This window comes from Bradyrhizobium jicamae (assembly GCF_018130695.1).
Classification (GTDB): Bacteria; Pseudomonadota; Alphaproteobacteria; order Rhizobiales; family Xanthobacteraceae; genus Bradyrhizobium; species Bradyrhizobium jicamae_B.
This window is the reverse complement of record NZ_JAFCJX010000006.1, coordinates 142,744-169,471: the sequence shown is the minus strand read 5'-3', so window position 1 is coordinate 169,471 and position 26,728 is coordinate 142,744. Positions and strand designations below refer to the sequence as shown.

At 65.3% G+C, this 26,728-nt stretch carries 23 protein-coding genes; 15 read left to right on the top strand and 8 right to left on the bottom strand.

Translation table 11 applies throughout. From position 1 onward, the window contains the following. Positions 1-122 precede the first annotated feature (122 nt). From lepB to JQ604_RS10660, 4 genes are read left to right on the top strand one after another with little or no spacing between them, the layout of a single operon-like run. Complete coding sequence (lepB, locus tag JQ604_RS10675; RefSeq protein WP_212356395.1) at positions 123-881, top strand: signal peptidase I; 759 nt, start codon at positions 123-125, stop codon at positions 879-881. Next, entirely contained in the window at positions 878-1,699 is an 822-nt protein-coding gene (rnc, locus tag JQ604_RS10670; RefSeq protein ID WP_212356937.1) for a ribonuclease III, read from the top strand. The genes lepB and rnc overlap by 4 nt, the downstream gene beginning before the upstream one ends. After that, complete coding sequence (era, locus tag JQ604_RS10665; RefSeq protein WP_212356393.1) at positions 1,692-2,615, top strand: GTPase Era; 924 nt, start codon at positions 1,692-1,694, stop codon at positions 2,613-2,615. Before rnc ends, era begins: the two co-directional genes overlap by 8 nt. A gap of 18 nt (positions 2,616-2,633) precedes the next feature. Beyond that, positions 2,634-3,017, top strand: coding sequence for a hypothetical protein (locus JQ604_RS10660; protein ID WP_212356390.1), 384 nt, complete (start codon positions 2,634-2,636; stop codon positions 3,015-3,017). A 13-nt stretch (positions 3,018-3,030) separates the two neighbouring features. On the opposite strand, the gene JQ604_RS10655 is transcribed toward JQ604_RS10660, so the two are convergent. Beyond that, complete coding sequence (locus JQ604_RS10655; protein ID WP_212356387.1) at positions 3,031-3,336, bottom strand: hypothetical protein; 306 nt, start codon at positions 3,334-3,336, stop codon at positions 3,031-3,033. A gap of 59 nt (positions 3,337-3,395) precedes the next feature. Between JQ604_RS10655 and recO the strand changes: the two genes are divergently transcribed. From recO to JQ604_RS10635, 4 genes are all read left to right on the top strand, one after another. Then, positions 3,396-4,148 (top strand): DNA repair protein RecO, encoded by a 753-nt coding sequence (recO, locus tag JQ604_RS10650; RefSeq protein ID WP_212356384.1) that lies wholly within the window; start codon positions 3,396-3,398, stop codon positions 4,146-4,148. A 129-nt stretch (positions 4,149-4,277) separates the two neighbouring features. Further along, a complete protein-coding gene (parC, locus tag JQ604_RS10645; protein ID WP_212356381.1) occupies positions 4,278-6,533 on the top strand; it encodes a DNA topoisomerase IV subunit A in 2,256 nt (751 codons plus the stop codon). A gap of 147 nt (positions 6,534-6,680) precedes the next feature. Continuing rightward, positions 6,681-8,669 carry a pyrroloquinoline quinone-dependent dehydrogenase gene (locus JQ604_RS10640; protein WP_212356378.1) on the top strand — a complete coding sequence of 663 codons (1,989 nt, stop codon included), beginning with the start codon at positions 6,681-6,683 and terminating at the stop codon, positions 8,667-8,669. Between the two features lie 57 nt (positions 8,670-8,726). Continuing rightward, positions 8,727-9,695: a cation diffusion facilitator family transporter gene (locus tag JQ604_RS10635; protein WP_212356375.1), complete on the top strand. Its 969-nt coding sequence runs from the start codon at positions 8,727-8,729 to the stop codon at positions 9,693-9,695. 6 nt (positions 9,696-9,701) lie between these two features. Here the strand turns inward: JQ604_RS10635 and chrA are convergent, their stop codons facing one another. Together chrA and JQ604_RS10625 are read right to left on the bottom strand one after the other, a co-directional pair. After that, the gene (gene chrA, locus JQ604_RS10630; protein WP_212356372.1) at positions 9,702-11,078 is read right to left on the bottom strand and encodes a chromate efflux transporter; all 1,377 of its coding nucleotides are present in this window, start codon (positions 11,076-11,078) and stop codon (positions 9,702-9,704) included. 11 nt (positions 11,079-11,089) lie between these two features. Next, on the bottom strand, positions 11,090-11,908 hold the full coding sequence (locus JQ604_RS10625) for a chromate resistance protein ChrB domain-containing protein (protein ID WP_212356369.1): 819 nt from the start codon (positions 11,906-11,908) through the stop codon (positions 11,090-11,092). A 274-nt stretch (positions 11,909-12,182) separates the two neighbouring features. Between JQ604_RS10625 and JQ604_RS10620 the strand changes: the two genes are divergently transcribed. Then, entirely contained in the window at positions 12,183-13,409 is a 1,227-nt protein-coding gene (locus JQ604_RS10620) for an MFS transporter (RefSeq protein ID WP_212356355.1), read from the top strand. A 3-nt stretch (positions 13,410-13,412) separates the two neighbouring features. Here the strand turns inward: JQ604_RS10620 and JQ604_RS10615 are convergent, their stop codons facing one another. Continuing rightward, positions 13,413-14,300, bottom strand: coding sequence for a DUF1259 domain-containing protein (locus tag JQ604_RS10615; protein WP_212356352.1), 888 nt, complete (start codon positions 14,298-14,300; stop codon positions 13,413-13,415). Between the two features lie 319 nt (positions 14,301-14,619). Between JQ604_RS10615 and dmeF the strand changes: the two genes are divergently transcribed. Beyond that, positions 14,620-15,597, top strand: a complete 978-nt coding sequence (dmeF, locus tag JQ604_RS10610) for a CDF family Co(II)/Ni(II) efflux transporter DmeF (RefSeq protein ID WP_212356350.1) — start codon at positions 14,620-14,622, stop codon at positions 15,595-15,597. Positions 15,598-15,616: 19 nt separating this feature from the next. On the opposite strand, the gene JQ604_RS10605 is transcribed toward dmeF, so the two are convergent. Further along, positions 15,617-16,420 carry a helix-turn-helix domain-containing protein gene (locus JQ604_RS10605; RefSeq protein WP_212356335.1) on the bottom strand — a complete coding sequence of 268 codons (804 nt, stop codon included), beginning with the start codon at positions 16,418-16,420 and terminating at the stop codon, positions 15,617-15,619. Positions 16,421-16,501: 81 nt separating this feature from the next. Between JQ604_RS10605 and JQ604_RS10600 the strand changes: the two genes are divergently transcribed. Then, positions 16,502-17,371, top strand: a complete 870-nt coding sequence (locus JQ604_RS10600; protein WP_212356332.1) for a DMT family transporter — start codon at positions 16,502-16,504, stop codon at positions 17,369-17,371. Positions 17,372-17,374: 3 nt separating this feature from the next. On the opposite strand, the gene JQ604_RS10595 is transcribed toward JQ604_RS10600, so the two are convergent. Both JQ604_RS10595 and JQ604_RS10590 read right to left on the bottom strand, forming a co-directional pair. Continuing rightward, entirely contained in the window at positions 17,375-17,560 is a 186-nt protein-coding gene (locus JQ604_RS10595; protein ID WP_212356329.1) for a hypothetical protein, read from the bottom strand. A 51-nt stretch (positions 17,561-17,611) separates the two neighbouring features. Beyond that, a complete protein-coding gene (locus tag JQ604_RS10590) occupies positions 17,612-18,772 on the bottom strand; it encodes an MFS transporter (RefSeq protein ID WP_212356326.1) in 1,161 nt (386 codons plus the stop codon). A 135-nt stretch (positions 18,773-18,907) separates the two neighbouring features. On the opposite strand from JQ604_RS10590, the gene JQ604_RS10585 reads away from it, so the two are divergent. Then, positions 18,908-20,167, top strand: coding sequence for an adenylate/guanylate cyclase domain-containing protein (locus JQ604_RS10585; RefSeq protein WP_212356323.1), 1,260 nt, complete (start codon positions 18,908-18,910; stop codon positions 20,165-20,167). Here JQ604_RS10585 and JQ604_RS10580 read toward each other — a convergent pair. After that, complete coding sequence (locus JQ604_RS10580) at positions 20,164-21,402, bottom strand: MFS transporter (protein ID WP_212356320.1); 1,239 nt, start codon at positions 21,400-21,402, stop codon at positions 20,164-20,166. The two genes, JQ604_RS10585 and JQ604_RS10580, sit on opposite strands and share 4 nt — an antisense overlap. Before the next feature lie 548 nt (positions 21,403-21,950). Here JQ604_RS10580 and JQ604_RS10575 point away from each other — a divergent pair. From JQ604_RS10575 to JQ604_RS10565, 3 genes are read left to right on the top strand one after another with little or no spacing between them, the layout of a single operon-like run. Next, the gene (locus JQ604_RS10575; protein WP_212356317.1) at positions 21,951-23,594 is read left to right on the top strand and encodes a hypothetical protein; all 1,644 of its coding nucleotides are present in this window, start codon (positions 21,951-21,953) and stop codon (positions 23,592-23,594) included. Between the two features lie 59 nt (positions 23,595-23,653). Next, a complete protein-coding gene (locus JQ604_RS10570) occupies positions 23,654-25,855 on the top strand; it encodes an AAA family ATPase (protein WP_212356314.1) in 2,202 nt (733 codons plus the stop codon). Then, complete coding sequence (locus tag JQ604_RS10565; protein WP_212356311.1) at positions 25,836-26,636, top strand: hypothetical protein; 801 nt, start codon at positions 25,836-25,838, stop codon at positions 26,634-26,636. The genes JQ604_RS10570 and JQ604_RS10565 overlap by 20 nt, the downstream gene beginning before the upstream one ends. Positions 26,637-26,728: the final 92 nt, after the last annotated feature.

Genomic DNA, 26,728 nt, shown 5'->3' with positions numbered 1-26,728 from the left:
CCGGAATTTGCCCTCAACATCAGAATCAAGGCCATTTTCTTGACGCGAGGGGCAGGCGCTTCGCGTGAGGAAAACCTTCTGCCACCGGCCGGGCCGACCGGCCTGTTGGAATTGGGAAAGCGATGAGCGTGACAACCGGGACCAAAACTGAAAGCGGCTTTGGCGAAACCATCCGCGTCGTGATCCACGCTCTCCTGATCGCGCTCGTCATCCGAACCTTCCTGTTCCAGCCCTTCAACATCCCGTCGGGATCCATGAAGGCGACGCTGCTGGTCGGCGACTATTTGTTCGTCTCGAAATATTCCTACGGATACAGCCACTATTCGATCCCGCTGTCGCCGCCGCTGTTCTCGGGCCGCATCTTCGGCTCGGAGCCGAACCGCGGCGATATCCTGGTGTTCCGCCTGCCCAAGGACGACTCCACCGACTACATCAAGCGCGTGATCGGCCTGCCGGGCGACCGCATCCAGATGAAGGAGGGGCTGCTCTACATCAACGACGTGCCGGTCAAGCGCGAGCGCCTGAGCGACTTCATCGGCGAGGATCCCTGCGGCTCGGACGCAACCGCGCGCGTCAAGCGCTGGAAGGAGACGCTGCCGAACGGCGTCACCTACGAGACGCTGGATTGCGTCGACAACGGGTTCTACGACAACACCAACGTCTACACCGTGCCGGCCGGCCATTTCTTCATGATGGGCGACAACCGCGACAATTCGACCGATAGCCGGGTGCTGTCGCAGGTCGGCTACGTGCCGTTCGAGAACATCGTCGGCCGCGCCCAGATGATCTTCTTCTCGATCGCCGAAGGCGAGCATGCGTGGATGTTCTGGCGCTGGCCCACCGCCGTGCGGTGGAATCGCATATTCTCCATCGTGCGATGAACGAGGATACGCCCGCCATCAAGGACCAGCCGACATCCGGCGAGCCGAGCCACACGCCTGACGCCGGCGGCGGTGCCGCGCCGAGGAAACGGCGCAGCAAGGCCACCAAGACGGCGGAGCAGAAGGCTGCGGTCGCCGCCACCGAGGCGCGGATCGGCTACACCTTCTCCGACCAGGCGTTGCTGGCGACCGCCTTCACCCATGTGTCGGCGCTGAAGGCTGCGGGCCGCAACCGCGCCGACAGCTACCAGCGGCTGGAATTCCTCGGCGACCACGTGCTCGGATTGATCGTCTCGGACATGCTGTTTCGTGCGTTTCCGAAGGCCGATGAGGGCGAGCTTTCCAAGCGGCTGGCCGACCTCGTGCGCAAGGAAAGCTGCGCCGACGTCGCCAAATCGCTCGGGCTCGCCGACGACATCAAGCTTGGTGCGGTGAAGGCGGTCGACGGCGCGCGCTTGCGCAAATCGGTGCTCGGCGACGTCTGCGAGGCCGTGATCGGCGCGATCTGGCTCGACGGCGGCCATGATGCCGTCAGGCAATTCGTCGAGCGCAACTGGACCGAGCGGATGCGCAAGCCGCGCCGGCCGCTGCGCGATCCCAAGACGGTGCTGCAGGAATGGGCGCAGGGCAAGGGCTTGCCGACGCCGGTCTATCGCGAGATCGAGCGCACCGGCCCGCATCACGATCCGCAATTCCGCGTCGCCGTCGACCTGCCGGGACTGGCATCGGCCGAAGGGCTCGGCGGCAACAAGCGCGACGCCGAGAAGGCGGCCGCCTCCGTGATGATCGAGCGCGAAGGCGTCGGCACCAATGACTGAAGAGACAAAAGCGCAGGCAGCCGCAACGCGCTGCGGCTTCGTGGCCCTGATCGGCGCGCCCAATGTCGGCAAATCGACGCTGACCAACGCGCTGGTCGGCTCGAAGGTGACCATCGTCTCGCGCAAGGTACAGACCACGCGCGCGCTGATCCGCGGCATCGTGATCGAAGGCCAGTCGCAGATCATCCTGGTCGATACCCCCGGCATCTTCGCGCCGAAGCGGCGGCTCGACCGCGCCATGGTGTCGACCGCCTGGAGCGGCGCGCATGATGCCGATCTGGTCTGCGTGCTGCTCGACGCCAAATCCGGCCTCGACGAGGAGGCCAACGCGATCCTGACCAGGCTCGAAAGCGTCGCGCATCCAAAGATCCTGGTGCTGAACAAGGTCGACCTCGTGCAGCGCGAGAAGCTGCTGGCGCTGGCGCAGGCCGCCAACGAGAGGATCCGGTTCGAGCACACGTTCATGATCGCCGCCTTGTCGGGCGATGGTGTCGCGGACCTGCGTGAGACGTTGGCGAAGATGGTGCCGGACGGGCCGTTCCACTATCCCGAGGACCAGATGTCGGATGCCCCGATGCGGCATCTGGCGGCCGAGATCACCCGCGAGAAGATCTACAGCCATCTGCATCAGGAACTGCCGTACCAGTCGACGGTCGAGACCGACAGCTGGACCGACCGCAAGGACAAGTCGATCCGCATCGAGCAGACGATCTATGTCGAGCGCGAAAGCCAGCGCAAGATCGTGCTCGGCAAGGGGGGCGCCACCATCAAATCGATCGGCGCGCAGGCGCGGGTCGAGATATCAGAGATCATGGGTGTGCCCGTGCATCTGTTCCTGTTCGTCAAGGTCCGTGAGAACTGGGGCGACGACCCTGATCGCTACCGGGAAATGGGCCTCGAATTTCCCAAAGAGTGACAGGTGGCGGCAGCTCCCATGATAGTTCCCAGGAATGTCCTGTGGTTTGAGGTGCTGCAATACGCGTCGTTGCTGCTTGACGCGGTGTCGAGCGCGTTCAGCGACCGCTCGCCAGGGGAGACGGTGGCTGAACAGGGGGCGGCCGCGCCGCCGCCACTGGTCGTGGCAGGCTTCCTCCTGCTGGTCGTCTACTTCGTCTTCCTCGCCGCGCGGCGCCGCAAGAACTGGCCGCGCTGGGTCCTGCTCGTCGTGCTGGTGCTGTCAGCGCTCGGCCTGACGCAGGATATCGCCATGAAAGGCCTCGAGCTCTTCAACGGCGTTCAGATCATCTCCCACGCGCTGGCGGCACTCGGGCTCTATTGCTCCTTCACCGGTGACGCACGCGGCTGGTTCAACGCGTGATCTGCTGCGCGGTTCACGCGCGATAGGCTTGTAACGCGACGACCGCGCTGGCGATGATGACCCAGACGATGAAGCCAATGATGACGCCGAGCGCGGGCGACAGGACGGTTTTCCCCTGAGGTGAGCGCGTAACCCGCGGAATGCCGGTCCAGCCGATCTTGCTGCCCGTTGCCGGGAATTCGACGGTCACCTTGCCGAGGGTTGTCGCGTACACGACCGCGACGGCGGTGAAAAAGCAGACGGCCGGGAGCGTTTTCATCACAATCAAGAACGCCAGTTCGACAACTCCGATCATGAGGTCGACGATCACGCTCGCCATTGTGCTTCCCGGTCGTCTCGAAACTTCTTTGTCGGATCGGATCGCGCTATACTTAGCACATGGAATGGACCGATGAAGGCATCGTGCTGGGCGTGCGGCGGCATGGCGAATCCTCCGCCATCGTCGAACTGCTGACGCGGGAGCACGGCCGCCATCTCGGCCTGGTGCGCGGCGGCGCCGGCTCGCGGATGCGGCCGCTGCTGCAGCCAGGCAACAGCGTCACCGCGGTGTGGCGGGCCCGGCTCGACGAGCATCTCGGCATGTACACGCTGGAGGGCACACGGCTGCGCGCGGCGACGTTGCTCGGTGCCTCGCATGCGGTCTATGGCGTGACGCATCTGGCAGCGATGGCGCGGCTGTTGCCGGAGCGCGATCCCCACGAAGACATCTACGAGATGTTGCAGGGAACACTCGACGATTTTGATGACGCGGGCGTCGCCGCCATTCATCTGATACGGTTTGAGCTGGCGATGCTGACCGAGCTCGGCTTCGGCCTCGATCTGGAGAATTGCGCGGCGACCGGCGCAACCACCGACCTGATCTACGTCTCGCCGAAATCCGGCGGTGCGGTGTCGCGCGCGGCGGGTGAGCCCTGGCGCGACCGCCTGCTGCGGTTGCCGTCTTTCCTTCGCGAAGGCGAGGCGGGTGCCAATGGCTGGTCGGACCAGGATCTGCGCGACGGCTTCCAGCTGACCGGTACCTTCCTGCTCCGCCACGTGCTGGAGCCGCGCGGGCAGGGCCATTCGGATGCCCGAGACGGCTTTATCAACGCCGTAATCCGGCAACGGGCGCGGGCGGTTTCGCAAGGCTGATTCGTGCCCTAGATTCTTGTTTTGACGCGTTTTCTTCCCGCGAACCGGGGCCCATTTCGCGCGGAAACGCTCTAGATTCCCGCTGATTCGCGTCTTGCCCGATTCACCGCAAAAGTTTAACGCCTCCCCATGGGAAAACGACAGCTACCGCCGGAAGACCCGGCCGAAATCCATGATGTGCCGCTGCGGGATGCGCTGGAAGAGCGCTATCTTGCCTACGCGCTCTCGACCATCATGCACCGTGCGCTGCCGGATGCGCGCGACGGTTTGAAGCCGGTTCACCGGCGCATCCTGTACGGGATGGACTCGTTCAACCTCAATCCCGGCGTCACGCCGAAGAAGTCGGCCAAGATCGTCGGCGAGGTGATGGGCTCGTACCATCCCCATGGCGACCAGGCGATCTATGACGCCATGGTGCGTCTGGCGCAGGACTTTTCGTCGCGCTATCCGCTGGTCGATGGCCAGGGCAATTTCGGCAACATCGACGGCGATAATCCGGCGGCCATGCGCTACACCGAGGCGCGGCTCACCGCCGTGGCGCGGCTGTTGCTTGATGGCATCGACGAGGACGCGGTCGAACTCAAGCCGACTTACGACAATAGCGGCAAGGAGCCCGTCGTGCTGCCCGGCGGCTTCCCGAACCTGCTCGCCAACGGCGCGCAGGGCATCGCGGTCGGCATGGCGACCTCGATCCCGCCGCACAATGCCGCCGAGCTGTGCGATGCCGCGCTGCACCTGATCGAGAAGCCCGACGCCAAATCGAAGGCGCTGCTGCGCTGGGTGAAGGGACCGGATTTCCCGACCGGCGGCATCGTAATCGATTCCAAGGAAGCGATCGTCGAGGCCTACACCACCGGCCGCGGCTCGTTCCGCACCCGTGCGCGCTGGTCGGTGGAAGAGGGCGCCCGCGGCAGCTGGGTCGTCGTCGTCACGGAGATTCCGTGGCTGGTGCAGAAGTCGCGCCTGGTCGAGAAGATCGCCGAGCTGCTGGACCAGAAGAAGCTGCCGCTGGTCGGCGACGTCCGCGATGAATCTGCGGAAGACGTTCGCCTGATCATCGAGCCAAAGTCGCGCACGGTTGATCCGGCGCTGATGATGGAATCGCTGTTTCGCCTGAGCGAGCTGGAAAGCAAGATCTCGTTGAACCTCAACGTGCTGGTCAAGGGCCGCATTCCCAAGGTGATCGGGCTCGCCGAGTGCTTGCGCGAATGGCTCGACCATCTGCGCGACGTGTTGATCCGCCGCTCCGAGCATCGCAAGGGCAAGATCGAGCATCGCCTCGAAGTGCTCGGCGGCTTGCTGATCGCCTATCTGAACATCGACAAGGTGATCAAGATCATCCGCACCGAGGACGAGCCGAAGCCGGTGCTGATCCAGACCTTCAAGCTGACCGACCTGCAGGCGGACTCCATCCTGAACATGCGGCTGCGCAATCTGCGCAAGCTCGAGGAGATGGAGATCCGTACCGAGGACAAGGACCTGCGCAAGGAGCTGAAGGGCCTCGAAGGCCTGCTCGCCTCTGACAAGCAGCAGTGGGACAAGGTCGCCGAGCAGGTGACCAAGGTCCGCGAGATGTTCGGTCCCAAGACGCCGCTCGGCAAGCGCCGCACGACGTTTGCGGATGCGCCCGAGCACGATCTTGCAGCGATGGAAGAGGCCCTGGTCGAGCGCGAGCCGGTGACGGTCGTGATCTCGGAGAAGGGCTGGGTGCGCACGCTGAAGGGCCATGTCGAGGATCTCTCCGGGCTTGCCTTCAAAACCGACGACAAGCTCGATCACGCCTTCTTCGCCGAAACCACGTCGAAGCTGCTGCTGTTTGCCACCAACGGCAAGTTCTACTCGCTCGATGTTGCCAAGCTCCCGGGTGGTCGCGGCCATGGCGAGGCGATCCGCATGTTCATCGACCTCGAGCCGGACGCCGCGATCGTCGCGCTGTTCGTCAACAAGGGCGAGCGCAAATTCCTGATCGCGAGCAGCGAGGGCCAGGGTTTCGTCGTCAAGGAAGAGGACTGCGTCGGCACCACCCGCAAGGGCCGGCAGGTGCTCAATGTCGAGATGCCGAACGAGGCCTGCGCGATCACGACCGTGTTGGGCGACACCGTCGCCGTGATCGGCAGCAACCACAAGATGGTGCTGTTCGGTCTCGACCAGGTGCCGGAGATGGCGCGCGGCCGCGGCGTTCGCTTGCAGAAATATTCCGGCGGCAGGCTGTCCGACGTCGCGGTGTTCGACGCCAAGGCGGGCTTGACCTGGAAGGACTCCGCCGGCCGCGAGCACAGCATGACCATGAAGGAGTTGGCCGACTGGCGCGGCAACCGCGCCGATGCCGGCCGTCTCGCCCACGGCCTGCCGAAGTCGAACAAGTTCAACCGCGGGGTGGAGTGACCCGTAGGGCGGGTTAGGCGAAGCCGTAACCCGCCATCTTCACGACGAGATGCGGCGGATTACGCCTTCGGCTAATCCGCCCTACGCAATCCCGTTTGACTGTCATCCTCCGCAGGTAGAAGCTTCCCCGAAGCAGGGGAGGCGGCGATGACGGGTCGAACCTTCGGTTTCTGGCTAGCTGCTTTGGTTCTGGCTGCGCCAGCTGCACTCCACGCCCAATCCATTCCCGGCGCACTTCCTGAATCCACCAAGGCGCTGTCGGAGGGAGAATGGCCGGCTTATGCCGGCACCTATGCCGCCGCGCGCTATTCGCCGCTGACGCAGATCAACCGCGACAATGCCAAGAGCCTGCACATCGCCTGGCGCTGGAAGTCGCCGGACATGGCGATCAAGGCGGCGGATCCGAGCGTCGGGCCCTCGACGTCCAATCAGTCGACGCCGCTGATGGTCGGCGGCACGCTCTACACCTCGACCTCGCTGTCGGAAGTCGCGGCCATCGACGCTGCGACCGGCCAGACCAAATGGGTCTACGATCCCGAGATCTACAAGAACGGTCTCGGCCTTCCGCCGAACCTCGGATGGGTGCATCGTGGCGTCGCCTATTGGCGGAGTGGCGACGACGAGCGCATCATCATCCTCACCGCATTCGGCCACATGATCGCGGTCGATGCCAAGACCGGCAAGCCGGTGGAAGGCTTCGGCAAGAACGGCCGCGTCGATCTGACCGAGGGGCTGCGCCGCCCAGTCGATCGCGACTACTACACGATGACCTCGCCGCCGGTGATCGTCCGCGGTGTCATCGTGGTCGGCTCAACCGTGTTCGACTGGTGGGGCAAGCGGCCGTCGCCGCCCGGCGACGTCAGGGGCTTTGATGCCGCAAGCGGTCGCCTGTTGTGGGCCTTCCACACCGTGCCGCAAGGCGAGGAGCCGGGCGCGGAGACCTGGCAGAATGAGTCCTGGAAGGAGGTGGGCAACACCAATGTCTGGGCGCCGATGAGCGCGGACGAGGAGCTCGGTTACGTCTATCTGCCGGTGAGCACGCCGACCAACGATTACTATGGTGGCGATCGTCCGGGGGACGGGCTGTTCGGGGAAAGCCTGGTCTGTCTTGATGCTGCGACCGGCAAGAAAGTCTGGCACTACCAGCTCGTCCATCACGGGCTCTGGGATTACGATCCGCCGGCCGCGCCGAACCTGATCGACATCACCGTCGGCGGCAAGACCATCAAAGCCGTTGTGCAGGTGACCAAGCAGGCCTTCGCCTTCGTGTTCGATCGCGTCACCGGCGCGCCGGTGTGGCCGATCGAGGAACGGCCTGTGCCGGCGTCGAATGTGCCGGGCGAGCGCGCCTCGAAGATGCAGCCGGTTCCGAGCAAGCCCGCCGCCTTCGACCTGCAGGGCGCAACCGACGACAATCTGATTGACCTGACGCCGGAGATCCACAAGGAGGCGATCACCATCGCCTCGGCCTTTGACCGCGGCGGGTTGTTCACGCCGCCGACGCAGCGCGGCATGATTCAGGTGCCCGGCAATGCCGGCGGCGCCAGCTGGTCGGGCGCGGCGGTCGACCCTGACACCAATACGCTCTATGTCGGCACGCAGCGGCTGCCGACGCTGATCACGATCCAAAAGCCCGAGGCCAGCTGGCAGGGCACCTATGACTTCATCGGCATGCCCAGCTATCTGGCGGGCCCGCGCGGATTGCCGCTGCTGAAGCCGCCATTCGGCAGCATGGTTGCGATCGACATGAACAGCGGCGATCAGCGCTGGCGGATTCCGATCGGCCGCAGCAGCGCGATGGGATCTATCCAGAAGCTCGGCATCACCGAGCAGCTTGGGTTGCCGTTCCGCAGCTGGGCGCTGCTGACCAAGACCGTGATGATCGTGGTGCAGATGGGATATTACAGCCCGCCGCGCTTCGTGCCCGGGCTCAATCTGCCGATCCGCGACCTGCACAATCTCGATCCGCATCTGTGGGTCTACGACAAGGCGACCGGCGAGATGCTGGCCGAGCTTGAGTTGCCCGCCAACGCCGCCGGCGCGCCGATGACCTATCTGGCCGGCGGCAAGCAGTACATCGTGTTCCCGGTCGGCGGCGGCCCGCTGGTGGAGGAGCTGATCGCGGTGTCGCTCTGAATAGTATTACGCGGTTGCTGTAATAGTATTCGAAAATCCGCGCGCTATAACGGCGCCATGGCGCACGACCATCATCACCACGATCACGGCCATGGGAATCATTCGCATGATCATTCCCACGGCCACTCCCATGGCCATGCCGGACACAGTCACGCGCCCACGAGCTTTGGCGCGGCATTTGCGATTGGGGCGTCGCTGAACGCGGCGTTCGTCGTGGCCGAGCTGGTGTTCGGCTATGCCGCCAATTCGCTGGCGCTGGTCTCGGATGCCGTCCACAATCTCTCCGACGTGATCGCGCTGCTGCTGGCCTGGGGCGGCGCCTGGCTCGCGGGCCGGCGGCCGACCGAGACGCACACCTACGGCTATCGCCGCGCGTCGATCCTCGCCGCGCTGGTCAACGCCGGCCTGTTGCTGATCGCCGTCGGCGGCATCGCGGTGGAGGCGATCAACCGCCTGCGCGCGCCGGCCGAGGTGGCGAGCTGGACCGTGGTCTGGGTCGCCGCGCTCGGTATCATGATCAATGGCGGCACGGCGCTGATGTTCATGCGCGGCCGGCACGGCGATCTCAATGTCCGCGGCGCCTATCTCCACATGGCCGCCGATGCCGGCGTCTCGCTCGGCGTGGTCGTTGCCGCGCTCCTGATCATGGCCACCGGCTGGCAATGGCTCGATCCCGCGATCAGCCTCGTCATTGCCGCCGTCGTGCTGGTCAGCGGCTGGGAGCTGGCGCGCGACAGCGTCAACCTCGCGCTCGACGCGGTGCCGCGCGGCATCGAGCTGCGCGCGGTGCGGGATTATCTGGCCTCGCTCGATGGGGTCACCGAGGTGCACGATCTCCACGTCTGGGCGATGAGCACCAGCGAGACCGCGCTGACCGCGCATCTGGTACGACCGGACGGGCATGACGATGCGTTCCTGCATCACGTTTGCGAGGAGCTGTCGCACCGGTTCAGGATTCATCATTCGACCCTGCAGGTCGAGATCAGCAGCGAAACGTGCCGGCTGGCACCGGCGGAGATGGTGTGAGTTCGCCTAGATCAATCCTACCATCCGCGCAGCGATGCCGGCGAGGCACGATCCCGCCAGCACCCAGAGCATCCCGACATTGAAACGGAAGATCGCGGTCGCCGCCGCGATCGACAGGATCAACGCGGGGATATCGACGCTGCTCGGAACCGGCATGTCGAACGACAATCCGAGCGAATGCACCGGCATGGTCTGGCGGAACAGGGTGTGCAGCGCGAACCAGATCGACAGGTTCAGGATCACGCCGACCACCGCCGCGGTGATCGCGGTCAGCGCGCCGGCCAGCCCCTTGTTGCCGCGCAAGGTCTCGATGAACGGACCTCCCAGGAAAATCCAGAGGAAGCAGGGCGTGAACGTCACCCAGGTCGCGAGCAGGCCACCGAGCGTGCCGGCGAGCATTGGCGACAGCCCGTTGGGATCCCGGAACGCCGCCATGAAGCCCACGAACTGCAGCACCATGATCAGCGGGCCCGGCGTGGTCTCGGCCATCCCGAGGCCATCCAGCATCTCGCGCGGCTGCACCCAGTGATAATGCTCGACGGCTTGCTGGGCGACGTAGGCCAGCACCGCATAGGCTCCGCCGAACGTGACCAGCGCCATCTTGGAGAAGAACAGCGCGATCTGGCTGAACACATTGGCCTCTCCGAGCCCGATCAGCAGCGCTGCGACCGGCACCAGCCACAGCGATAGCCAGAACGCGCCGACGCGGAGCGCACGCGGCAGGCTGGGGCGGACGTGCTCCGGTAGTTCGTCGCCGAACAGGCTGTCGACGGCGGCCTTCTTGCCACTTCCGCCATGCTCGGTCGCAGCAAACTCCGGCCGACCGCTGCGCGCGCCGAGATAGCCGATCACGCCGGCGGCGATGATGATGATCGGGAAGGGCACGCCGAAAAAGAAGATCGCGACGAAGGCGATGCCGGCGAGCGCGATCATGATATTGTTGCGCAGCGCGCGTTTGCCGACGCGCACCACGGCCTGGATCACGATCGCGAGCACGGCTGCCTTCAGCCCGAAGAACAGCGCCTCGACGAAGCCGACATTGCCGTAGGCCGCGTAGATGTAGCTCAGGCCCATGATGGCGATGATGCCGGGCAGGATGAACAGGCCGCCGGCCATGATGCCGCCGGCGGTCCGGTGCAGCAGCCAGCCGATATAGGTCGCGAGCTGCTGCGCCTCCGGGCCCGGCAGCAGCATGCAGTAGTTCAGCGCATGCAGGAAGCGATGCTCGGAGATCCAGTGCTTCTCCTCCACCAGGATGCGGTGCATCACCGCGATCTGGCCCGCGGGTCCGCCGAAGGAAAGGCAGGCGACGCGGAGCCAGACCCGGAAGGCCTCACCAAGGCTGATGCGGTGGCCGGCATCGTCGCCGGCCACCTCGGTCATGCTCGCGTCCATTACGATTTCGCCTTGTTGGTCGGCCAGTTGTGGGTCTCGCCGGAGGCGTCGCGGCACCAGCGATAGAAAGCATCATAGAGCAGCATGCCGGCCTCGAGCTGCGCAAGGTCGTCGTCATGGATCCGCGACAGCCCGAGCGAGGCGGCGAGCAGGCCCGGCGCTTCCGGCGACAGATCGAGCCGTGCGGTGTCGGCGGCGCGCACCATGGTGGCGAGCCGCAGCAGCGGCGGCGTCGCCAGGCCAAATTCCTCGATCATGACATCGAAGGTGCAGAGCTCGCCGCGGTGGCTCCAGAACGTGTTCTCGATGTCGAAGGGAGCTGCGTTGAAGCGCTCGCCGACGGCGACAACCTCGGACGGAGCCACGAACAGGAACACGGCGCCCGGATCGACGAAGCGACGGATCAGCCAGGGGCAGGCGATGCGGTCGATCTTCGGCCGTGCCCGCGTCACCCAGACCGTGCGCCCCTTGGCGTCGCGCGGCGGCAGCTTTGACGCGTTCACCAGCGGCAGCCTGGCCTCTTTCCAGCCTTCAAAGCCGCCTTCGAGCGTCTCCGCGGCGACATTGGCATGCCGCAACCAGGCCGCAGTGCCCTGGGCGAGTTTGGCGCCGCGCAGGCAGACGACGATGGCCGAGTCTCCGGAAAAATTGCCGCTCCAGTCGCCGGCATCCTGATGGCTGCGTCTGATTGCGCCGGGAATCAGCCGCTGGTCGGCGGCGAAATCCTCGTCGGTCCGAACGTCGATCAGGGTCGGCATGTTCGCCGTCCCGATCAATTTGGAAAGCTTGTCGGCAGATATCGTGGTGTAGGATGACATGTTTGCGTCCTCGCAAAGCGAAACAGGACGCGATTCTTGGGCATGGCGCCTCGTGGGGAGATCGCTCAATCCCCATGCGGGCATTACAGCCAAAGCCGCGCGGGCTGTCAATCAGGGCAGACAAATTTCGCCGCAGCGCGCGCGGCGCTTGCGCAAGCCGTTGTTCCGACTTAGCGTTGACGACATCGGGGAAATGCAGACTCCCCGTCAGACGGCTCCGTCCAAGCTCTGCGCAGACCTCGCTTCTCGCGAGGAAGCGCGCATGGACGTCAGGATGACGAGCATCTCAACGCAAACAACGACTTCATCGGGCGCGTCCCTGATCGGCTTGCTGTATGCCGCGCGGGCGCTGCGCGGCTTCGGTGACGGATTTGCCATCATCATCCTGCCGGCCTACATGACGGCGCTCGGCTATGACGCCGTCGCGGTCGGAATCGTCGCCACGGCATCGCTGCTCGGAACGGCGGCGCTCACGCTGCTGATCGGCTGGATCGCGCCGCGCTTCGACCTGCGCATGCTGCTGCTGTTCGGGGCCGGGCTGATGATCGCGACGGGAATCGCGTTTCCCAATGTCGAGCATCTCACGCTGATCGCGCTGGTCGGCTTCATCGGCACCGTCAATCCCTCCGGCGGCGATCTCGGCGTCGCCGTGCCGCTCGAGCATGCCGTGCTGGCGCGGACCGCGTCGGATGCGCGACGCACGCAGGTGTTCGCGCGCTACAGCCTGATCGGCGCGCTCTGCGCGGCTGCGGGCTCGCTCGCCGCGTCATTGCCCGACATCATGGTCTCGGCGGGGGCAACCCAGCTCGGCGCCTTCCGCGCGATGTTCTATGCCTATGCCGCGCTCGGGATGATCTGCGCGCTGCTCTACCGGCAGGTGCCGCATGCGCATGCCGAGGCGAGGGCAGGGCAGGTCGCGCTTGGTCCGAGCAAGCGCACGGTCTACAAGCTCGCGGCGCTGTTCAGCGTCGACGCCTTTGCCGGTGGCTTTGTCGCGCAGTCGCTGCTGGTGCTCTGGTTGTTCCAGCGTTTCGACCTGTCGCTGTCGGCGGCGGGCCTGTTCTTCTTCTGGTCGAGCACGCTGAGCGCGTTCTCTTATCCCGTTGCCGCTTGGATCGCAAAGCGCATCGGGCTCGTCAACACCATGGTGTTCACGCATATCCCGTCCAGCATCTTCCTGATCCTGGCGGCGCTGTCGCCGAACCTCTATCTCGCGCTCGGCCTGCTGCTGCTGCGCGCGGCGCTGTCGCAGATGGATGTGCCGACCCGCACCTCCTATGTGATGGCCGTGGTGACGCCGCCGGAGCGGCCGGCCGCGGCTGGTGTCACCGCCGTGCCGCGCAGCCTCGCATCCGCGATCAGCCCGGCGATCGCGGGCGTGCTGCTGACGACGGCTTTTCCCGGTCTGCCGCTGATCATCTGCGGGGCGCTCAAGATCGGCTACGACCTCGCGCTGCTGGTCTCGTTCCGTCACATCAAGCCGCCGGAGGAGGCAGGCTGATTTCTAGTGTTGCGCGACCGCGGTCTTGTCGAGCGCGGCGCGAACACCCTTCGCAAGCTTCACCGCGTCGTTATTGGCCCAGAAATGGACGAAGAACATCCGCGGCTCCTCGTCGAGCATGTGGCTGTGGATCGCGGTGACCTCGATGTCGCCGGCGCGCAGCGCCCGGATCAGCGGATTGACCTCGTTGCCGGTCACGAGGAAATCGCCGGTGATCGCCGCCTTGCCGTTCCCGGTCGGCTGGAAGTTGATCGCATTGGCGCCGCCCATCGCCGTGGTGATCGGCATGCCGCCGTCCTTGACCGGATCGCGGCGCGGGATGCCGAACTGGTAGACCCCGCCGGTCTCCTTCCCCTGGGCGCCCATCGCGGCGTCGATCCCGGCGGTGTCGAGGTCGAGCTTCGGCGGGGCCGCAGCCGTCGTCGCCGGCGGCTCGAACGGCGTCTTGCTGCCCGAGGTGAGCGCCGCGCGGATCGCCGATGCCAGCTTCTCGGGATCGCCGTGTCCGCCGACATGCATGTAGAAGGTCGCGGGCGAGGCGCGGAGAATGTGGTTGTGGATCGCCGTGATCTCCAGACCGGAATCGAGCAGCTTGGTCATGACAGGCGTGATCTCGTTGTCCAGCAGCACGAGATCGCCCATCACCATGGCCTCGCCATGCATCGGCGCGAAGGCGACCCAACCGCCGAGTGCCAGCGCCGGCTTGATGGTCACGCCATCCAGGGTGACGTGGAGGTCGGAGCGGGGCAGGCCGTAGCGGCGAACCTCGCCGCTCACCGTGGCGGTCTTGCCGAGTGCGGCATCGACCTTGCTCCAGTCGATGTCGGCGGCACGGGCCGCCGTAACACTGGATACGATACCGATCGCAAGCGCCGTGAGGATCTGCTTCATGATGTGCTCCTTCGGTAGGCCCCAAAATGTCAGTCGTGCGACAGGAATCCCGGCGCACGGCAGCGTGCAGCCAGGTTCGTCGGATCGATGGTGTGGAATTGATTTGGACATGCGCGCGCCCTCGTCAAAACGGGACGCGATACTTCGGCATGTCGCCTCATGAGGGGATCGCAGCACCCCCAATGGGTGGGGAATAGACCAAAAGCGTCCTCGGATTGTCAACGCGGCCACGCGATTTTGCGTCATGGAACCGCTTCGAGTTCGCGACGAAAACCTCTATATTCCCAGCAGATTCCTTCATGTTCCCAAGAGACGTCTGATGCACTCACATTCAATTGACCAGTGGACCCACGAGCACGTCTTCCTCGGCGCCACGCATGGTCGCAACGAGCGACGGACCTGGATCGTGGTCGCGCTGACCTCGGTCATGATGGTCGGCGAGATCGTCGCCGGCTGGCTGTCGGGATCGATGGCGCTGCTGGCCGACGGCTGGCACATGGCGACGCATGCGGCGGCGCTGGGGATCGCCGGGCTTGCCTATCTCTTCGCGCGGCAGCAGGCGCGCAATGCGCGCTTCTCGTTCGGCACCGGCAAGTTCGGCGATCTCGCCGCGTTCTCGTCCGCGATCATTCTGGCGATGATCGCGCTGCAGGTCGCCTGGGAGAGCTTTGACCGGCTGCTGCATCCGGTGCCGATCGCCTACAGCGAAGCGATCGCGATCGCGGCCCTTGGCCTCGTGGTCAATCTCGCCAGCGCCTGGCTGCTGCATGACGATCACGATCATGGTCATCATCACCATCATCACGGTCACGACCATCACCACGATGATCATGAACACCATCATGATCACCACCATCACCACGACAACAATCTGCGCGCGGCCTATGTCCACGTGCTGGCGGATGCGGCAACCTCGATCCTGGCGATCGGTGCGCTCTTGGTCGCGATGTATGCGCAATGGGTGTGGGCCGATCCGCTGGTCGGCATCGTCGGCAGCGTGGTGATCGCAAGCTGGGCCTTTGGCCTGATCCGCGCGTCCGGCGCAGTGCTGCTCGACGTCAGCGCCGACGACAAGCTCGAAGCCACGATCCGCGAGCGGATCGAGACCAAGGGCGACCGCGTCACCGACCTGCATCTGTGGCAGGTGGGACCGGGGCATCGCGCGGCGGTCATCTCGGTCATCTCCGATCACCCGCTGCCGCCGGCGACCTACAAGCGCCGGCTCGGCGGTTTGCGTGGCGTCAGCCACATCACGGTCGAGGTCGAGACCTGTCCGCACCACGATCACGCGCACTGACGGTGCGCCAGGCTGAAAGTCAGTGTCCGCGCTCGGCCCAGGCGCGGAACGTCCGAGTGGTCTCTTGATCCAGCGGGAAGAAGCTCTCGATCCGCAATTCCTGCGTTGTGATGTCCTGTGGAATGCCCAGCGTCGCAATGGTGGTGAACAGCTCCAGGCGAACATCGCCCTTGCGGAATCGCATCGGGAGAACGGGGCCGGGCGGTGACATCGAGGGTGGGGCGCTGATCGCTGCCGCGACGCCGTCATAGGCCAGCAGGCGCTTCAGCAAGTCGGCGGTTGCGGCGGTGCCGTCGGCCGCGGCATCGGCCTCGACGCTGCGGATGAAATAGCCGGCGACCTCGGACCAGTTCGTGAGATACGGCCGCAGCACGTTGGGGGCGACCAGCGCATCGGCGAGATTGACCGGTGTGCCTGGCGCCAGCGGCCCGACCAGGAATTCGACCAGGCGAACGGCCCCCGAATTGGCCAGCAGCAAATTCCAGTGCCGATCGACCGCGACCGCCGGATACGGCTCTTGCTGCGCCAGCATGAAATCCAGCGCATGACGGATCTGGGTGAACTCAGGGGCCGCGAGATCGGTTTGCCGCCAGACCGGCGCGAAGCCCGCGGCGACAAGCAGCGCATTCTGTTGACGCAGCGGGACGTCGAGCGCCACCGCAAGCTTGATGACCATGTCGCGGCTCGGCGCCGCGCGTCCGAGCTCGAGGAAGCTGAGGTGACGTTGCGAAATGCCGGCGCGCCCCGCCAGCTCGAGTTGCGAGTGACCCTTGCGCTGCCGCCACCCGCGGAGGCTGGCTGCGAAATCGGGCTGCTGCGACATGAATACCTGCCAGGTAGTTGCGGAAACGATGCTGACGCGCAAGATGCCACAACGGCAGTCGAAACGCATTGGGGACGGACATTGACCGAGTGGATCGGCGTCGCGCTGGCATTGGTCTCCAGCAGTCTCGGCGGCACGGCCGCTGCGATCACACGCTATCTCGCGGGCAATACCGATCCGATCACGCTTGCGATCCTGCGCTGGGCGATCGGCTTTCTCTGCGTGCTGCCGGCGGCGCTGGTCTTGAAGGTGCGGTGGCCGCAGCGTGCCGACTGGCTCGGCGTTGCTGCGCTCGGCTTCGCCTTCTTCGGCGTGTTCTTCGTGCTCTACAACATCGCGATGAGCTACACGACCGCGGCGCGCGCGAGCCTTGCGCTGGCGACGCTGCCGCTCTCGACCATGGTCGTCGGCGCCGTGCTCGGCATCGAGCCGCTGACGATGCGCAAATCCGTCGGCGTCTGCATCGCGGTGTTCGGCGTCGCGGCAGCGCTGGCGTCAGGACTGTCGTCGGCGCCTGTTGGGGCCTGGCGCGGCGAACTGATCATGATGTGTGCCGTGCTCTGCATGGCCTTCTACAATGTCTGGTCGCGCCCGTTCATCCGCCGCTCCAGCGCGCTCGGCTTTCTCACCGTGGGCATGGGCACCGGCGCGGCCGCACTGGTCATCGTCGGGCTCTTCACCGGCAGTGTGGTGACGCTGAGCCGGTTCGGCGCGTCGCAATGGATGGCAGGCGTCTATCTCGGCGTGGCCGGCGGCGCGCTCGCCTTCATCCTCTGGGTGCTGGCGCTGGAGCGGGCGACGCCGACCCGCGTCGCCAACACCATGACGATCAACCCGGTCGCCGCGGGCCTGCTCGCCACCCAATTGGTCGGCGAGCCCATCACCGCAAATCTGGTGCTTGGCCTGGTCGCGGTGTTCGCCGGGATCTGGATCGCGACGTCGGGGAAATGACCGCTAGCTGCGCGGGACGGATGGCGTGGTCACCGGTGCCGGCGCCGGCGTCTGCTTCGGCTTGAGCGTGCCGGCGAGGAACGACAGGCCGAACACGAGCAGCACCGCGACGAGGTACACCGCATAGGCCTGCGGCGGCTTCATCGCCCATCGTATCCAGCTTTGCGGCTTGTTGGGATCGTTGCTCATGCGTCGCTTGCGCGCGAAATGATCGGTCAAGGGAAGAGCCAATCGTGTCCATCATTTGGTTTCGACCCGCCTGCCATCCAGCAGGAACAGCGCGCCAAGCGCGAGCAGGCTGAGCGCTGACGAGACGATCAGCACGCGGCTGCCGATGACTTCGAGCAAAAAGCCGAACGCGAGCGGCGCAGCCGCCTGCGCCATCCGTGCGGGCGCACCGATGATGCCGAGGCGATAGGCATAGTTCTGCGGGCCGAAGATCGCGAGCGGCAGCGTGCCGCGCGAGATCGTCAGAATGCCGTTGCCGGCGCCGTGGAAGACCGCAAACAGGCTTGCCGCGCCGCCGCCCATCACCGCCACGATGGCGGCGCCGATCGGGTGGGTGAGGCAGGCGAGCCGCGTCGAGAGCAGGGGATGATAGCGGCTGAGCAGCGATGCCTCGACGATGCGGGCTGCGACCTGCGCCGGCCCGATCAGCGCACCGGCGGCAATCGCTGCGACCGGCGTGGCGCCGGCCGCTTCCAGGATGCGCGGGAAATGCGCCGCCATCGCACCTGTCACGGTCCACGCGGTCGCAAACGTGAAGGCGAGCAGGATCATCGGCCGGTCGAGCGGGATGTGCGGCTTCACCGCGTGGGCGACCGCCACCTTCGCGCCGGCGACCGGCGGCAGCATCAGCCAGTTGATCGGCAGGCCGATCAGGAGATTGGCGGCGGCCCAGGCAAAGCAGGTGTCGCGCCAGCCGATATGGGCAAGCCCGAGCGCCGTCAGTGGCCAGCCGACTGTGGAAGCAAAGCCCGCGATCAGCGTAATGCCCGTGATCGGCCGCCGCGCGGCCTCGCCATAGAGCCTTCCGAGCGCGCCGAACGCGGCGTCGTAGAGGCCATAGCCCATGCCGATGCCGAGCAGCAGCCATGCGGCGGCGAGGACGGGGATCGAGTGGGTGAAGCCGAGCAGGATAAGGCCGCCGGCGATCGTCAGATTCGAGATCGACAGAACCGAGCGGCCGCCGACCAGATCAATCTGCCGGCCGATCCGCGGGCCGAGCAGGGCCGATATCACCAGCGCCGCGGAGAATGCTGCAAAAATCCAGTTCGAGGAGATGCCGAGATCCCTCGCGATGGGATCGGCGAGGATGGCCGGCAGGTAGTAGCTGGAAGCCCAGGCCAGCGTCTGTGTGGTGCCGAGCGCCAGGATGATCGGAAGTTGCCGGGCGCTCATGGCGCGGATCAAATCCTCTTGCCGGCAGGCGCCGGTCTTGCATTGTTGCCCCGGCATTTGCATCTGTCACGGAACCAGCGTCAAGCGCGCGCTTGGCGGCTTCCTCCCGCACCAATTGACCGGCATAATCGCCCCATGGAACTGACGCCCCGTCTGCGCCTGATGAACTGGCTGGTCCGCCAGGGTCTGTCTGGCCTGCCCGAGAATGATCTGTTGCGCGGCTTCTGCGAGCGCTGCCGCGCCGAGGGCCTGCATGTGTCGCGGGCCATGGTCTTCATCGATACGCTGCACCCGATCTTCGAGGGCCGCGGCTTTCGCTGGAACGATGCCGAGACCAACGAGAGCACCGCGTTCGAATATGGTTCGACCAGCGAGGGCGAGGCGGCTGACGCCTGGCGGCGCTCGATCTTCTATCACATGCTCGAAAACGGCCATCAGGAGTTCCGGCTCGAGCTCGGCCAGGGCGACTCCAACAATTTCAAGTTCACCGGCGATCTCGCCGACAGCGGTCACAAGCATCTCGTCGCCCATATCCAGCAGTTCGGCGAAGCCGGCACGATGGGGCAGATGGACTGCGTCTATTCCTATTGGGTGACGCGGCATGACGACGGTTTTGGCGAGCAGGGGCTGGAGGCGCTGCGCGACCTCGTGCCGGTGCTGGGCCTTGCGGTGAAATCCGCCGCCCAGGCCGAGATCGCGCGGACCTTGGGCCGCGTCTATCTCGGCCGCGAGACATCGGAAAGGGTGATGCGCGGCCATATCAACCGCGGCGTCACCGAGAAGATCAAGGCCGTGCTGTGGTATTCCGACGTGCGCGGCTCGACCGCGATCAGCGAGCGCATCGGCCCGGACGAGATCATCCCGTTCCTCAATGATTACGCGCAGGCTTCGATCGACGCAGTCCATGACGCCGGCGGCGAGGTGCTGAAGCTGATCGGCGATGGCGTGCTTGCGATGTTCACGGATGAGAACGTGGCGAGAGCCAAGCGCGCCGCGCTGCGCGCCGAGCATCAGTTCCGGGACAACATCAGCAAGCTCAACGCGCGCCGGGCCTCCGAGGGGCGGCCGACCACGACGGCCTATGTCGGCCTGCATGTCGGCGAGGTCCTGTACGGCAATATCGGCAGCGAGGACCGGCTGGATTTCACCGTGGTCGGCCCCGCTGTCAACGAGGTCAGCCGCATCGCCTCGATGTGCAGCTCGGTCGACCGGGAGTTGCTGACCTCAACCGCCTTCCGCACCGGCCTCGATGCCGCCGGCCGCAACTATCTCGTTTCCACGGGCCGCTTCGTCCTGCGCGGCATCAGCCAGGCGCAGGACCTCTACACGCTCGATCCGGCGGTTGCCGCCGACGAGGTGGTGGGCGGCAAGTATGAACGGTATCTGACGAGCTAGCACGCCGGTTCGCCGACCATGTCGGGCTGCCGCGCCAGCGAGACCGCCGGCGACATCAGGATCACCATGGCCTGCGCGGCGAAGATCGCCGCGGCGAGATAGAGGCAAACCTCGGCGCTGTAGAGACCGCCGACGACGGCGCCGAGCGCGGAGCCGAGCGGGCGGGCGCCGTAGCTCATGATGTTGATGGCGGAGACCCGGCCGAGCAGCGAGGGCGGTGTCACCGATTGGCGCAGCGTCGTGGTCGAGATCACCCACAGGATCGGGCCGACGCCGAGCAGGAAGTAGCTGAGGCCGGCGAGCAGCGGCGTCGGAATCCATGTGGTCAGCGCCATCACTGCTGCGGCGACGAAGCCGGTGACGGGACCAAGCCCGATCACGGTGCCGAACGCCAGCCGGCGCATCACGCGTGTCGCAAACAGCGCGCCGACCACCATGCCGACGCCATACATCGCCAGGGTCCCGCCGACGCCAGTCGCGCTCAAGCCGAGATGCCGCACGGCATAGGGCACGAACACGGCGAGCAGCAGGAACGAGGCGGTATTGAAGATGAACTGGGTGACGAACACCGGCCGCAAAAGCGGGTGATGGAACACGAAGGCTGCGCCTTCCCGGATATCCTGCAACGGATGACGCTGCGGGGCGGGCTGCCGCGCCGGCTCATAGATGCCGGCGAGCAGCACGACGGCGATCGCGGACAGGGCGGCCGCGACGCCGAACGCCGGCGCAGCGCCGACCCAGCCGACCAGCACGCCGCCGAGCGCAGGGCCACTGGCGAAGGCGACAGTGCGCGCCAGCTCGATCCGCGCATTCGCTGCGGGCAGTTGTTGCGATGTCACCAGCGATGGCACCAATGCCGGCGCGGCGACGCTGTAGGCGACCGTACCGCACACCGCGACGAAGCCAAGCAGGGCGAGCAGCGGCAAGGTCATCGCGCCAATCCAGAGCAGCAGCAGGATCGCCGCCAGCGCCACAGCCCGCAGCGCCTCGGCGCCTGCCATCGCCCAGCGCCGCGAGACGCGGTCGGCGAGCAGGCCGGCGGGAATCGCGAACAGGATGAAGGGGAGAGTCAGCGCGGTCTGCAGCAGGCCGGTCTGGCCCTCGCCGACGCCGAGCAGCAGCACGGCGACGATCGGCGCCGCCGCGAGTGCGATCTGCTCGGCCGATTGCGCGGCGAGGTTGGACCAGGCCAGGCGGTTGAAGGTCGCGGGCAGGCGTGGCGTGTGGGTGGACATGGCAGGAGTTCCGTGAACGTTGGCTGACCAGGAGCTTCTGCCGTCGGACCGGTCAATCCCACCCGCTTTCCGACAAAACGGCGGGCAATCCCAACAGCTTTGACGAAATTCATCGAAACTGTGAGTTTTCCGGCCGGCCGGGCTGGGCGGTTCGTTAACGGCATTTCTCCGCCAAAAGACGGTCTCCCGGCCGATCACGGGGTCGCACGTTCGATCAAGCAAAGGTGTCGAACATCGTTCGAACCTCCGCGCCGGACGGTCATACCAATGAGCGGACCGGCAGGTCTGCTCCGCCCGCCCCACAAAGCGGTTCCTCGGCCTGCCGTATCGTCCCTCGGCTGGGAGCTGAAAGTGCCTCCATTTTTTGTTTGGGTTAACGGCCAAATCAACCACCGCTGTGGTTGTGCGACAAGGACGTCGCATCTAGCTTTCTGGCCGGACCCGGCTCTTGTGTTGGCCGCTGAGAGATGAGCTTTCGCGCCGCGGCTTGAACGCCTGCGTCGCCATACGCGGTTCCGCCCGGAACTGCCTGATCAGGAGACGACCTCATGTCTACCTCTGCATCGCCGAAGCCTGCGGAATCGACCGCGGTTAACGAGGCCCTCAAGGCGCGCCTCGCGCCGAAGCAGGCGCCGCAGGCCGCGCCCGTCGATATCACCGCAAATCCGGTGGCCAAGATCGTCTTCAATCCGGAAGCCTCGCCGGAGGAGCGCAGCCGACAGGTCGGCGCACTTCTCTCGCCGGAACTCGCCGAGGAGTGCAAGACCTCGGTCAAGCAGCTCGAGTCCTACAAGGAATATCTCGCCCAGCAGCGCACGCTGATGCAGCGCAAGCTGATCGAGCTGTCGTCGACCACGGTCTTTGCCAAGATGAAGCAGACCTTCGGTGACATGAACAAGGGCGTGCTGGATTTCCGCGAGATGATCCGGCCCTTAGTCGACAATCTGGATGCGCTCTACACGCTGCGCACGGCCGGGGACAACGTCGTGCTCGATACCTTTGCGGAGATCGAGGAGGATCGCAAACGCGAGGCCGACTGGGACAAGCGTACCGCCGAGGTCGACGCCGAAACGCGCCAGATCGTCTCCGACCGGGAAAAGCTCGAGCGCGACATCGCCCAGCTGAAGACGCAGACCGGCATCTTCGGTGGCATCAAGAAGTCCGCCCAGGCGGAGATCGCCGCCAAGGAGCTTGTGATCGCCAAGCGGATGGAAGACTTGAAAGCCTGCCGCGACAAGGCGACTGCAATTCTCTCGGAGAAGGCCGAGCACGACGCCAAGCAGGGCAAGTTCAAGGCCGAGAAGGAACAGGTCCGCAAGATGCTCGACATCTCCGGTCCCGAGCATGTCAAGCGCGTCGAGGGCATCATCAAGGCCGCGCTCAACTACATCGACAAGTCGCAGGTCACGGTCTCCGAGCTGCGCGACGAACTCGAAGGCATCGAGGGGCAGGCCGACAAGCTTGTCAAGATCAACTCGCAGATGATCACGGTGGTCGCGATCCTCGACAAGGGTATCGACCTCGCCACGGCCGAGAACAAGGCCAAGGTGCAGGCGCTGTCGACCGCCAAGGAAGGCGAGGACACGCTTGCCCGCCTCGAGCGCGAGCGCAAGAAGAACGATTTTGAGCGCCACGTCACCACTCTCCTGGACAGCGGGCGGAGCACCAAGAAGACCGTTGCCGATCTCGAAAAGGATGCGGTCGACGCCAACACGTTCCACGACGCGCTCGGCAAGCAGAACGTCAATCTGCGCGAACTGTCCAGCGACGGCATCGCCAGCGTCGCCACCAGCCTCAACACCACGATCCAGGCGCTCAACAACTCGGCCCTCAACGAGGCCTCGGAGAGCGTGCGCGATTCGATGCGGGCGATGAACGCGGTGACCGACGACGTCGCCAACAAGGAGGTCATCCGCCAGGCGCTGCAAGTCGACGAGGCCTCCAAGCGGATCATGGAGAAGGTGGAGTCGATGTCGAGCATCGCCGAATCGCTGCAGGCCGCCAACAAGCTGCGCGAAGACGGGCTCTCCACCATCCAGAGCCGGCTTGGCGAGCTCAGCGACGTCACCGCCACCGTGCGCGCCCGGTTGCAGGAGAGCATCGGCATGGACGCCAAGGAGCCCGGAGCTTCCGCCGCAACCGCTGCGTCCAAGCCGGTCGACGACAAGGAAATCACGTTCGGCCAGATCTGAGCCGAACGTGATCGTCCACCGTCTTTAAAGCCCGACCGCCAAAACCACGGAAATCCGCAATGGCCGACAACTTCCTGATCACCGGCAGCGAGATGATCGCCGACCGGAAGAACTTCAAGCTGGTGGGCTGCGCGGGGAAGTTCGAGGAACTGTGCACCATCCTGACACGGATGGAGGCCAACAGCGTCATCGTCTCCGGTCCGAGCGGCGTCGGCATCACCACGCTGGCGCTGGCGCTGCAGGCCCGCAAGGCGGATCCCGACGCACCGTTCGACATCGTCAACAAGCGGCTGTTCTGGCTCGATACCGACGGGCTGTTCGGCCTCGGCGACAACGATGCGATCGTCAAGCAGTTCAAGAGTATCTTCGCGATCCTGAACCGCACCCCCGACAGCGTCCTGATCGTGGAGGATACGCTCGACCTGATCGATGCGCTGCGCAACAGCGGGCTGATGCACATCGTCAATGCGCTGACGGCAATGGTGAAGGCGAAGAAGACGCAGGTTTTCCTCGAGGTGCGCGAGGCCGACCTCACGCAGGTGCTCAAATGCCACTCGGATTTCCGCGACCACTTTACGCTGATGGATCTGACCGAGCCGGCCGGCGCCGAGCTCGAGGAGATTGCGCTGCACGGGGCCAAGGACCTCGAGGAGAGCTATGGGGTCCGGATCGATCCAGCGGCGGTCAAGGTCGCCATCGAGATGTCGAGCAAGTATCGCTCGCTCGACACCGGCCTGACCGCGGCGCAGCCCGCGCGCACCCGCACGCTGCTCGACCGCGGCATGGCGCGTTATCTGCTGCGGGCGCATTCGACGCCGCCGATGCTTGCCGAACTGGAGGCGGAGCTGGCGCGCGTCATGGCCGACGCGCCGTCTGCCGCGAACGACGAAAAAGCCGCGACCTTGCGCGCCGCCATCACCCGCCACAAGGCCGAGTTCGCCGAGTACCAGGTCAAGATCAAGAGCTACTATGCGGCGCAGCGCGAGGGCGAAAAGTCGATCGCGCATATGGAGACCCAGCTGCGCGATCTCGAACAGGAGGAGAAGAAGCGCCACCTCGACGATCCCGCCGGGAAGGCTTCCGCCGGCGATGCGGACTTCGACCTGATCGCCAGGGCATCCGGCTACGCAACGCCGGAGATCCTCAAGCTCCGCGGCGACATCGCGCGGACCCAGGCGGCCGTCGACGAGAACCGGGTGAAATACAAGGCCGTCACCAAGGCGATCAACGACCGGCTGCTCTTCACCGCTGACATGGTGATTGACGAATTCGCCCTCATTTCCGGCATTGACGCCTCCAAGCTGAAGCAGAACGACGCCGTCAAGCTGCTCAACCTCCACGGCTCGCTGCAGCGGCGCGTGTTCGGCCAGGAGGCGGCGCTCGAGCACGTCGATCGCGCGGTCAAGGTGTGGCGGCGCGGACGGCGCACCGACAAACCGCTGCCGTTCCTGTTCTGCGGCGCCAGCGGCGTCGGCAAGACCGAGGTCGCCAAGGGGCTGGCCGAAGCACTGTTCGATACCGACAAGGCGCTGAACCGCTACGACATGGGCGAGTTCATGGAGAAGAACGACGTCACCAAGCTGATCGGCGCGCCCCCTGGCTACGATGGCTTCGCAGCGGGCGGCGAGATGACCAACTCGGTTCGCGCCAATCCCTATCAGGTGATGCTGTGGGACGAGATCGAGAAGGCGCACCCCGACATCTTCAACATCTGCCTCAACATCCTCGACGACGGACGTTGCCGCGACAATCTGGGCCGCAAGGTCGAGTTCGGCGACGTGGTGATGCCGATGACCACCAACATCGGCGCCGATCATGCGCTGCGGGTCGGCACCGGGCCCGGCGATCTGACCGAGGCGGAGGCCTACGAGCTCACGATCGCCGACCTGAAGAAGGCATTCCGCACCGAATTCCTGAACCGCTTCGAGGGGCGCGAGAACATCATCCTGTTCCGCAAGCTCAACATGGATACGATCGAGAAGATCGTGTTCCGCGAAATCTCGCGCATCAACGCCTTCTACGCGCAGCAGGGGATCGAGGTGCGCTTCCCCGAGGCGCAATTGCGCGAGTTCTGCGACAAGACCTATACGCCCGAGATCGGCGCGCGCGGGCTGCCGGGCCGCATCAAGCGGGTCGAGGCCATGATCGTCGAGAAGTTGATGGCGGACGCCGCCTTCGGCGGTAAGCTCGACATCGGCTTCGATCCCACGGGCCGCAATTTCACGTCGAACTGGATTCCAGATGACCGAAAAGCCGCGTGATGACACCGGTGCGTTGCTGGACGGCATCGACAAGACGCTGTCCGACTTCAAGGCCAAGACCTACCAGGCCAAGAAGGCCTACGATCAGTCCGACGTTGGGCGCGCGCAGCGGGAACTGACCGCGCTTGGGCGGTTCTGGTCGCAGTTCGTGCGCTCCTGCGGCTGGATCTACGCGACGTTGATCGCCCCGGTCACCTGGCGGATCTACCGCTTCGTGCGCTGGGCATTCGCCGGCTACCGCAAGCTTTGGGCGCGTTGCGTTTATGCCAAGGACGCCTATGGCGATCCGGTGTTCAGCAAGGCGCGCGGCGGGATGATGATCATCGCGACGATCGCGACCTGCTACCTCATTTATGGTGTCGCCACGGTCGCCGTCACCTTGCCGTGGTACCTCGCGACCGTGCGGCATAACGAGCAGCTCTACCTTTCAAACTCGCAGAACATCACCACAGCTCATATCGAGCAGGAGGTTCACGAGGTCTACGGTTGCGAGACCTTGCCCTGCACGGAACAGAACACCGTGACCTTCCGGGTGCGCGCGACCTGGTTCAACGAGGTCTGGAGCGTGCTCCATCACGGCTCGCTGTTCTATCCCGGCTATGTCGCCGCGGCTGTCAGCCCGGTGCTGAACCGCTGCGTCATCACCTCCTACGGCATCCGCAGGAAGTTCCTGGTGCGGGCTTGGGAACTCTATCCCGACCTCGTGCAGGTCGAATGCATGCCCACCGACGCCAGTGAGCGCGACAGCGAGAAGAAGATCGACAACCGGGACTATCGCTAGATCAGTAGGGGAGCTTTGGCGGGCGGTATCACGTTCTTGATACCTAGATGCAGTTGCAAATGAGTTGCAATAAGGCGCAGGATCAGCCATCT

Coding starts and splice junctions, on each gene's coding strand:
- JQ604_RS10615 (WP_212356352.1), bottom strand. CDS start 14,300: ATGAAGCAGATCCTCACGGCGCTTGCGATCGGTATCGTATCCAGTGTT.
- JQ604_RS10575 (WP_212356317.1), top strand. CDS start 21,951: ATGTCTACCTCTGCATCGCCGAAGCCTGCGGAATCGACCGCGGTTAAC.
- rnc (WP_212356937.1), top strand. CDS start 878: ATGAACGAGGATACGCCCGCCATCAAGGACCAGCCGACATCCGGCGAG.
- JQ604_RS10585 (WP_212356323.1), top strand. CDS start 18,908: ATGGAACTGACGCCCCGTCTGCGCCTGATGAACTGGCTGGTCCGCCAG.
- JQ604_RS10625 (WP_212356369.1), bottom strand. CDS start 11,908: ATGTCATCCTACACCACGATATCTGCCGACAAGCTTTCCAAATTGATC.
- JQ604_RS10635 (WP_212356375.1), top strand. CDS start 8,727: ATGGCGCACGACCATCATCACCACGATCACGGCCATGGGAATCATTCG.
- era (WP_212356393.1), top strand. CDS start 1,692: ATGACTGAAGAGACAAAAGCGCAGGCAGCCGCAACGCGCTGCGGCTTC.
- lepB (WP_212356395.1), top strand. CDS start 123: ATGAGCGTGACAACCGGGACCAAAACTGAAAGCGGCTTTGGCGAAACC.
- JQ604_RS10655 (WP_212356387.1), bottom strand. CDS start 3,336: ATGGCGAGCGTGATCGTCGACCTCATGATCGGAGTTGTCGAACTGGCG.
- JQ604_RS10660 (WP_212356390.1), top strand. CDS start 2,634: ATGATAGTTCCCAGGAATGTCCTGTGGTTTGAGGTGCTGCAATACGCG.
- JQ604_RS10640 (WP_212356378.1), top strand. CDS start 6,681: ATGACGGGTCGAACCTTCGGTTTCTGGCTAGCTGCTTTGGTTCTGGCT.
- JQ604_RS10620 (WP_212356355.1), top strand. CDS start 12,183: ATGACGAGCATCTCAACGCAAACAACGACTTCATCGGGCGCGTCCCTG.
- parC (WP_212356381.1), top strand. CDS start 4,278: ATGGGAAAACGACAGCTACCGCCGGAAGACCCGGCCGAAATCCATGAT.
- JQ604_RS10595 (WP_212356329.1), bottom strand. CDS start 17,560: ATGAGCAACGATCCCAACAAGCCGCAAAGCTGGATACGATGGGCGATG.
- dmeF (WP_212356350.1), top strand. CDS start 14,620: ATGCACTCACATTCAATTGACCAGTGGACCCACGAGCACGTCTTCCTC.
- JQ604_RS10570 (WP_212356314.1), top strand. CDS start 23,654: ATGGCCGACAACTTCCTGATCACCGGCAGCGAGATGATCGCCGACCGG.
- recO (WP_212356384.1), top strand. CDS start 3,396: ATGGAATGGACCGATGAAGGCATCGTGCTGGGCGTGCGGCGGCATGGC.
- JQ604_RS10580 (WP_212356320.1), bottom strand. CDS start 21,402: ATGTCCACCCACACGCCACGCCTGCCCGCGACCTTCAACCGCCTGGCC.
- JQ604_RS10565 (WP_212356311.1), top strand. CDS start 25,836: ATGACCGAAAAGCCGCGTGATGACACCGGTGCGTTGCTGGACGGCATC.
- JQ604_RS10605 (WP_212356335.1), bottom strand. CDS start 16,420: ATGTCGCAGCAGCCCGATTTCGCAGCCAGCCTCCGCGGGTGGCGGCAG.
- JQ604_RS10590 (WP_212356326.1), bottom strand. CDS start 18,772: ATGAGCGCCCGGCAACTTCCGATCATCCTGGCGCTCGGCACCACACAG.
- chrA (WP_212356372.1), bottom strand. CDS start 11,078: ATGACCGAGGTGGCCGGCGACGATGCCGGCCACCGCATCAGCCTTGGT.